4 protein-coding genes and 1 pseudogene are annotated in these 7,232 nt (G+C 62.0%); 2 read left to right on the forward strand and 3 right to left on the reverse strand.

The window, feature by feature from the left end; all coding sequences use genetic code 11:
• Positions 1-446 precede the first annotated feature (446 nt).
• From ACK4OE_RS24300 to ACK4OE_RS24310, 3 genes are read right to left on the reverse strand one after another with little or no spacing between them, the layout of a single operon-like run.
• Positions 447-2,183 (reverse strand): hypothetical protein, encoded by a 1,737-nt coding sequence (locus ACK4OE_RS24300; RefSeq protein WP_409888928.1) that lies wholly within the window; start codon positions 2,181-2,183, stop codon positions 447-449.
• A 20-nt stretch (positions 2,184-2,203) separates the two neighbouring features.
• Positions 2,204-3,226, reverse strand: a complete 1,023-nt coding sequence (locus ACK4OE_RS24305) for an ATP-binding protein (RefSeq protein ID WP_409888930.1) — start codon at positions 3,224-3,226, stop codon at positions 2,204-2,206.
• Positions 3,226-5,244, reverse strand: a complete 2,019-nt coding sequence (locus tag ACK4OE_RS24310; RefSeq protein ID WP_409888932.1) for a hypothetical protein — start codon at positions 5,242-5,244, stop codon at positions 3,226-3,228. Before ACK4OE_RS24310 ends, ACK4OE_RS24305 begins: the two co-directional genes overlap by 1 nt.
• Before the next feature lie 249 nt (positions 5,245-5,493).
• Between ACK4OE_RS24310 and ACK4OE_RS24315 the strand changes: the two are divergent.
• Positions 5,494-5,727 (forward strand): annotated as a pseudogene (locus tag ACK4OE_RS24315) (tripartite tricarboxylate transporter substrate-binding protein); the annotation flags it as partial.
• A complete protein-coding gene (locus ACK4OE_RS24320) occupies positions 5,724-7,187 on the forward strand; it encodes an NAD-dependent succinate-semialdehyde dehydrogenase (protein WP_409888934.1) in 1,464 nt (487 codons plus the stop codon). The pseudogene ACK4OE_RS24315 and the gene ACK4OE_RS24320, both read left to right, overlap by 4 nt.
• The last annotated feature ends 45 nt before the right edge of the window (positions 7,188-7,232 follow it).

Below are 7,232 nucleotides of genomic sequence, written 5' to 3' on the forward strand. Positions count from 1 at the left end.
GCGTGTGCGCAGATTTCAGCAACGTCCCCGAAGCGGTCGCGATGGCCACGAGCAACACCGAAGAAGTGTCGGGCCGGCTGCCATACCCCAGTTCGAACAGGCGCTGCGTCCCGGGGCACGAGCAGGGCAGGGGGGGTGCTGAAAACGGGGGAGGAGTGCACGGGGCGGTCGACGGGGTGGTCTGAGGGGCTGATCTAAGTGCTTGTCAGGCTTGGACTTTATCCGAGGATGGCGGTGAATTGGTGTTTTGGCGTCGATTTTTTAGGTAAAGATAAATAATATAATCTATAGCCATAGCGTAACGAAAAAACGGGCTGGAGCCGTTGATAGACGCTCACACAACTAAAGTTGATGCTGCTTTGCAACCAAATTTGATGCTTGGTCCAGTTGACATCGACTCCCACGAACAAGGTACGCCGAATTCACCTGAAAATCAAGACCAGTGGCTACCCAGGAGCGGGTTGGGCGACCGCCGGTGGGTAAGCTTTTTGGTGCTGGGTGAGTCCTCGGCGAAGTGCTTCGATGGCCTCGCGCGGTGAGCTGGCCAGCACCTGCAACTTGAGATCGACAACTCGGGCAATGAACTGGCCACCGGACTCAAACAGCCAGAACCTCGGCTTGCCGTGTCCAACCCCCAATAGCCGGTGTTGGTCCACCCGCGTGCTGCTCGGTGAGATCGATTCAGCCACGTGCCACTCGCCAATGCTGCTCAAAGTCAGGCACGGACCACGGCAAACGTCGACAGCAATGCGCAGCCGTCGGGCGGTCGTCTCCAGTTGTTCTTGGCGTCGGCGCGCCTTGTCTGGCAGCGGCAGTGTCCAGTCCCACCCAGGTTGAGATTCCAGGCTGACGAAGCAGATTGATTGGGGGCCGTGGATCGTCGCCCACTGGAATGCGTCCTCGCCCGAGAGGACGCCCCAGTCGGCATGGCCTGCGCGGACCGCCTCCAATGCCCGCCGCTGTGCGTCTCTCCAGAGCGACAGCATCATGCTGCGGCAGGACTGGAACTCCACCCACTGGCGACCGGCATCGTCTTGTCCGGGAGACACGACGGCGTGGCGCGCACTGAAAGGGGGTTGAATGTCCCCGACAAAGTCACCCCGAACATCTTGTTCGACCGCGCGGTGTGGCCAACGGCGGCGCATGACGTTTGGCTCCATGCCTCTGGACCAAAGCATTTCAGCGAATGCCACCATCGCTTGCCGATTCGAGCGCATCACGTGTGCAATGCGTGAGGGATCCGGGTTGCGCAGAAAATCGATGCCGTAGGACTCACCGTGGCGGTTGACATGCCGCCGGAGATGGCGAAGCATGCCCCTGTAGGCCGAGGTGGCGGGGTTGCGCTCCCAGTAGCGACCCTCTTGCCGTCTGTCTGCTGGCCCCTGCTGGTTGGAATGGGCGCGCAGTGGGGCTGTCGTCGGCATGGCCAGCGGTCCATCAGTGGACACAATGCGCCGGCGTGAAGGGCAGGGGGCTGCTTTGAAGCAACTCGGGTAGCCGATACCCAGCACGTCACTCCAGGCCCTCAAGTCCTTCAACCAGCATTCCATGGCAAACGCACTCTTCTGGCCGCTGCCGAACTGGGGGTGCCCCACCGAGACAAAGGCCTCCAGCCAATGGACAACTGGGGTCAACGCTGAGACCTCACTGGTCGTCATCACGGGGCGCCGGCACGTCTGCTTTGTGAAGTACGCCCATTTGCCGCAGGCGCAAGACAAAGTGTGTGCGAGTACCTTGTCATCAATTCGTCCCTCAAAGGCACGTCCGCAGTGGCAGCGACTCAACAGCTCGCGGCCGTGGATGGGGCAGGTTTGGAGCGGGCGCAGCGACGTCAAGGCGCTGTGGTACCCGGCGGCCAGGCATTCTGGGCAGTGGCGGAGTCCTTCATGCACGATACCTCGCAGGCTCTTGGGAATTCGGCCCAGATGTGACCACTCAAAAGCCTCGACCGGTTCATGCAGCCAGCGCGCCAGGGCGCGGGTCGAGATTCCCTCACCTTGCCGGTTGCTGGACTCGTTGTACAGCAGGCTGGCGCGGGAGTGCATGGTCGACCATGTGCCTAGTTCTCCTTGGGCGTCGGCGTCTGGGATCTCTCGTGTGCGAAGCGAGTTCAACGCCGCAACACGCAGCAGGGTGTGCCACAGCGAGGCGAACGGCAGGATGCTGCCGGCGTGCCAGGTCAAGCGAGACGTGGCCATCGCACTCAGCCCTTGGCGCCATTGCGCGTCAGACGTGGCGATATTGCCGTGACCACCGCCATCAGCGCCTTGTGGCCGCAACCGGCCACGATGCGACGCCAAGATGCGTTGGACATCACGTCCGCGGGATCGGCGCCGGCGGCCACCCGGAGCAGCGCGTGCCGTGCTGCCTGTGCGACGGTCTTCATAGGGAATTCGATGGGGCCCTCGTACCGGGCGGGCAACTCGTCCACCATGGCTTGCATCAGGCCATCAGCATGGTCCGCCATCCTGAAGCCGTCTGCCCAGGCCTGTGGCGCCAGGCCGGCGGTGAAAGACGTCCCCGAGCCTTTTGGCCATTCGGTGCCTTCGTCATAGCCCGACAGGACAAAACGCAACTCATCGACGTCGCGGACGCCATGGAAAGGTTCGGACACCAACATGAATCGAGCTGCAACGTGCGCCCCGCCCGAGAGAGCCATGCCGACCGGCTCGTCGAAGACTTGCAGCGAGGCGATCGAGAAGACGCACAGCCGCAGGCGTTCCTTCTCCAGCAGGCTGTGCAATTGGACCAGCCACATCCACTCGCGCTGGGTCATGCCCTGCGCCTCGTCGATGACCAGCACCAGAAAACGGCCGCCGTTCTGTGAGGCCAACGCGGCCCAGCGCTCAATGAGCATGTGCTGGCGGTCGAGCGGGCTGCGCGCGGCCCTGGCCAGCGGGTGTTGGCTGGCGTGCAAGAGGTGGGCGTGGAAACGCCCGACGGACGATGCGCCACCAGAATCGGTGTGGCTCCAGACCACCATGGGAACGTGCCCGCCGCAGCGCTTGGAGAGCAGAGCCTGGAGCCAATGGTCGACAGCACTGGACTTTCCAAAACGTGACGGGCCGTAAATGGTCGCCCCGTCCACCTGGTCGTCGATCCAGCGGGCGACAGTGTTGACCATCTCGGAAATCGCCGGTGTGAAGAGTGAGTAGTCGCGCGTCACCACCGGGTGGTTCTGCGGGAGGTGGTCCGCGACCAGCGGACTCATGGAGTAGGCGTCCATCACCAGGTCTTCGCCATTTCCATCGGGGGCAGCGGACGACGAGGTTTGTCAGGCTTTTCAGGTGCGGTGGGCCGTTCAAGCTTCTGAGTTGTCTTGGTAGACAGCGACGAGGGCGTTGACAGTGTTTCACTGGCGCGCGCCACCATGGGTTCATCCACCAGTTCTTCCGCGTGCTTGCGCAGCACGCGCCTGGCCTCCAGGTAAGCGGGATGTGGGGGCAGCTTCTTGCCCCCCGCGCCCTCGGCGTAGCGGATCAGCTCCTCGACGGCGTCGCATTGTCCGCTGAGATGCACTGCGCGGCGTTTCTCCAGCGCACGGATGGCTTGGCGCATGTAGAGGGTGTGTGGCAACCTGTGCCAAGGAGGAGCTGCTCGAAGCACACCCAGGAATTCGCCGCGCTCATTCGAGACGCTGACGAACCTCGCATCGTCTTCGTCTTCCAACTGCAGCCACAGGAGCTTGCCTATAAGGTCCGTGCGCAGCACCAACCACTCCGCTGAGTAGCGCGCATTTGCAAACTGAAAGTACGGGCGTCGCCCCGTGCTGACACCGCCTTTCAAGGTACACAGCTTTCGGATGCTGACCAGACGGCGCACGGCGCTGGTGTCGGCTTGCCGGATGCGCTCTGGATCGCGGCTCGTCAGAAAATCGAGCTGGGCGATCGGGCTGCGCCAACCCAACCCGGAGTGCGGTCGGGCGTTGTAGTTGGCGATGAGGGTGTCCAGCAGCTCTTCGGCGTACTCCAGCTGGAACTGCGACTCGGTGGCGGCCTGCGCTGGATCGGCGCCGCGTTTGTCGGCCGGCTTGCTGCCCGTTGTGGTCGACAGACGATGAAATCCACCTTTGGCGAGCTGGCCGAAGAAGGACTCGATGAAGGGGCGGTCGTCCTTGCTTCGCCTGCTGGTGTAGCTGGAGGGATCCTGCGGTTTGAGGATGATGGAGTCGACCACTTCGAGCAGCTGGCGCTCGACCCGCTTGCAGATGTTGGCCATGGCGCCGTCGACACTGAATTCGTCCCAGCAGGCGCCCAGGTAGCGGTCGTGGTGGCCAGACGGCAAGCAGGCCCCGTCGACGTACGCGTTGTCGCTCCAGAGCAGCTCCCGTGGAGTCCAACGCGTCAGCGCGCGTTTTACAGCTCGAAGCACGTCCTCCGCATTGCATTCGGGATGCAGGCTGAGGTGATAACCGAGCACGGCGCGTGACGCGACCTCGATGACGACGATGACCCACACACGGCGAATCGTGCGGGTCTCATAGCCGCCGTGGGGTGACGGTATGAGAACCACCATCCGGGTGTCCAGCTTGTGGGCGTCGCACTCCACCCGCTGGAATACGCGCAGGTCAGGTCTATCGGCGCCATCACCCGCGCGTGCTTTGCGCTCGGCATCCTTGCCACCGAGCAGCTGCCGCTGGCGCCTTGGTTTCTCGTCCATGACCTTTTCGATGAACTTGCAGATGCTGACATAGCCCAACTTATCGACATTGAAGGGCCACTCGCCTCGTGCCTCAAGGCCAGCCGCACGCAGCTCTTTGATGAACCACGTGAACAGCTCCAGCTTGGGGCGTTTCGCAGACGCGAGCTGCGGCACTTTTCCCACAATTTGTTTGCGGAACTTGGCCTCGATGTCTGCCCCGCCTGGGGAATCGAAGAGCCACTGCAGCGCCCCGGCTGTCCCGCCGCCCGAGTGAGTGCGAACCGTTGGCGCAGTCTTTCTTTGGTAGCCAGCCACACGAAAAAAGGGCAGGGCGCCACGCCAGCCCATCAGCGTTCCATCCGAATGCTGGGCCAAGCATCGGTCCACAATGATGCGATAGATGTTGGATCTCGGCAGGCCAGTGACTTCCTGCAGCTCGGCTTCCGAGGCGCCGGCCAGGTACATCTCGATGGCCTTGCGCCGCGTCAGGAATTGGGCCCGCCGCTTCTCAGGCAACGCATCGTGGTCGACGTCTATCCAATGGGCAAGGTCGACCTCAACAGCGTGGCCAAGCCTCTTCCCAATCCTTGCGTGCTCGGACATGGCAGATGCTCCACTTCCGGTGACGAAGCATCAAAGTTACTTGAATTGCGTGTCGAACGCCAGTATTTGTTGCACCGGTAGCATCAACTTCAGCCGGTGGTGATGGTTGCCCTCAGAGGAAAGTGATGCTTGCGGGTAGCATCAAATTCAGTTGTGTGAGCGGATAGAGATCCAAACTGTGGGAGGTCTCACGCGACCTGACGGGCCTGAGTGTTAATTTCCACCGAATTCTGACCCTTCGATGCAACGGGCTGGTTTGGCCTGTTCGCTCCGCGCGGAACACCAGCGACCGTAATAGAAAAGATCAACGTCGAGATGGGGCATGCGCTGAAAGACACGCGGGTGCTGAACAAGCTGCGTGAACTGGGTGGCAACCCCATGCCCATGGGCTCGGATCAGCTTCGCGACCTGGTGCGATCTGAGACCCAGAAGTGGCGCAAGGTGATCACGGACAACAACGTCAAGGCGGACACTCTGCAGTGAGTTTCAGTACTTTGAGTGAGTGGCACGCCATCGTTGGCGGTCAATGGATCGCCGCATCAACGGGCGATTGGTTCGAGGTTTCCAACCCGGTGAATCGCTCGGTGGTAGGGCGTGTTGCCAATTGTGGCGCCCCTGAGGCGGAGGCGGCACTTGCGGCAGCAGTCCAGTCTTTTTCTGATTGGTCTGCCCAACCACCGGCTCTCCGAGCCACGTTTCTGTTGCGCTGGCTGGGGCTGCTTGAGGCGCATGCCGAGGACCTGGCGCAGCTGATCACCCGTGAGCTTGGCAAAACGATTCGGGACAGCCGAGCGGAGGTGGCCTATGGCAATGGCTACGTCCGTTGGTTTGCGGAAGAGGCCCGGCGTGCCTACGGCACACAGATACCCTCGCCCGTCCCGGGGCGCCAACTGCTGGCGATGCGTGAGCCCGTCGGGGTTGTGGCAGTCATCACACCCTGGAATTTTCCCTACGCCATGCTGGCGCGCAAGATCGCGCCAGCGCTGGCGTCGGGCTGCACGGTGTTGGTCAGACCAGCAGAGGACACGCCTATCACTGCGCTTTACATGGCCCGTCTTGCCCAGGAGGCAGGGCTTCCTGCTGGCGTGCTCAACGTGTTGCCCTCCTCACGCAGCCAGGTACAGGTCTTGACTGATGTGTGGATGGCGTCGGATCGTGTTCGCAAAGTCTCTTTCACCGGTTCAACACCTGTGGGCAAGGGAATTGCGCAGCGCGCATCGGCTACGCTGAAGCGGCTGTCGCTTGAGCTGGGGGGCAATGCGCCCTTCATCGTGTTCGACGACGCCGACCTCGATGCCGCCGTGCGAGGCGCCGTGGCCGCCAAGTTTCGAAACAATGGTCAGACATGCGTCAGCCCTAACCGTTTCATGGTTCAGGCGGGGTGCTACCCGGCCTTCGTGGCCAAGCTCACCCAAGCCGTTTCGAAACTGGTTGTAGGAGAACCGAGCGAGGCAACCACCGATGTCGGCCCGCTGGTCAACGAGACAGCAGTTGGCAAGGTCCGCAGGCACGTTGAAGATGCTTTGGCGCACGGCGCCGAGTTGCACCTGGGTGGTCATGCCCTGGACAGTCAGGGGCCCTTGTACTTTCAGCCGACCGTCTTGAGCGGGCTGACACAGGCAATGGCCATCTTCAGAGAGGAAACCTTTGGTCCGGTCATCGCGGTGATGCCATTCACCGATGAGGCACATGCGCTTGCACTGGCGAACAACACACAGGCCGGCCTCGCGGGCTACTTTTACGCTCAGGATGTTGCCCGCATCTGGCGGGTCGCGCGGCGCTTGCAAGTGGGTATGGTCGGCATCAACGAGGCGCTCATCTCCACCGAGGTCGCGCCTTTTGGGGGTGTCAAGGATTCTGGTTTCGGCAGAGAAGGCTCTTATATGGGGCTCGATGACTACATGGAGACCAAGTACGTGTGCCTGGGCGGTCTGGGCGCTTGATGGACACGGGCGTCCCTGTAGCATTAGGGGTCATTACTCCGCTGC

Source organism: Acidovorax sp. (assembly GCF_046314175.1).
Taxonomy (GTDB): Bacteria; Pseudomonadota; Gammaproteobacteria; order Burkholderiales; family Burkholderiaceae_C; genus Acidovorax.

What these genes read in the sequence shown, in the direction of transcription:
- ACK4OE_RS24305 (WP_409888930.1), bottom strand. Translation starts at nt 3,226, where the DNA reads ATGGACGCCTACTCCATGAGTCCGCTGGTCGCGGACCACCTCCCGCAG.
- ACK4OE_RS24310 (WP_409888932.1), bottom strand. Translation starts at nt 5,244, where the DNA reads ATGTCCGAGCACGCAAGGATTGGGAAGAGGCTTGGCCACGCTGTTGAG.